Genomic DNA, 1104 nt, shown 5'->3' with positions numbered 1-1104 from the left:
GTGTATGGAGCTCTTTTATCTAACTCTGAAAACTTCAACTTTATTTTCGGATAAAAATACTTAATATTATTAGTAATTTTAAGTTTAACTAACACTTGTAAAGTATCATCCGACTTGTGTTCAACCTTCATAGCCTTAAATGAAAGTTCTTCTAATGCTTCGCCGGAATATGATGCTAACGCAATAATAACTTCGTTTAATTCATCGTCAATTGAATTTCCAAACCAACTATTTTTTATTTTTGACAACCGTTGAAGTTCTCGCTTTATTGAAACAATCTCTCGATATCCTTCTATGGTACGAGGGGTATCAAAAATTTTGTGACAGTCGCGACAAAGTGCAATCAAATTATCTTCATGATCTACATTTTCATTAAGAAGTTCCTCATTTTTAAGGAGTAATATCTCGTGTGGCCTTGGGCTATGTGGATAAATATGTGCGATTTCATATAGCTTAATCATTTGGTCATTACCTCTTTTCATAAGAGGCTTCGTGCATTTAGGACAAATGCCACTAACTTCATCGAATAAAATGAGCCCCATATTCTCTGTAGGCTTCTTTCTCTTAGATTCTGAACGTGCCAATAAATTCCCTACCATTAATTTTAAAGTTTATTACCCAATTGTTTAGGGTTAAATAAGAACACAATTTCACTGGAAGCGTGAGTTGCAATTACCCTTCTTTAATAAGTCGTATTTAAAACAAGCCGTCTATTTCTTTGAATGATTTGAAACCAACTGCTTTTGCAGTAGTACCTTGATCAGACAAGTTTAATTCACTACAAATAATCCCATAAATTCGCTTTGGAAATCCTCCTGAAAAGTTCCACTGTTCTCCTGATTTCTCCATTTTTACCACACCAGATATGTTGGGGTATTTCTGCTTCAACTTATTTCTAATAATGTAATTAGATAGCTCTTTACTGTATCTAAAACCCTTACTTTTTACCTCCTCAATCAATGCACTCAACTCCAAGCCTTCTATCCTATTCATGTCATATTTAAGCATTAGCTTTGTAGGCGGTTTGGAACTAGTATCTGAGTTCGAATCAACTAGCTCAGATATTATGTTAAGTGGTTTTTTTTCTTCTTTTGAAGGTATTAG

The 1104-nt window shown here is 33.7% G+C and carries 2 protein-coding genes; both read right to left on the bottom strand.

Annotation, left to right across the window (positions count from 1 at the left end):
* On the bottom strand, positions 1-584 hold a 584-nt coding region (locus AB4496_RS26735), incomplete at its 3' end, for an HNH endonuclease (RefSeq protein WP_372132937.1).
* A 112-nt stretch (positions 585-696) separates the two neighbouring features.
* Positions 697-1104 (bottom strand): hypothetical protein (locus AB4496_RS26730; RefSeq protein ID WP_372132935.1); only part of this gene is annotated, 408 nt, incomplete at its 5' end.

Origin of the sequence: Vibrio sp. 10N.222.46.A1, assembly GCF_041473595.1 — a bacterium.
GTDB classification, from domain to species: Bacteria; Pseudomonadota; Gammaproteobacteria; order Enterobacterales; family Vibrionaceae; genus Vibrio; species Vibrio tasmaniensis_A.
The sequence above is the reverse complement of the archived record's forward strand: the minus strand, read 5'-3'. Positions and strand labels throughout refer to the sequence as shown.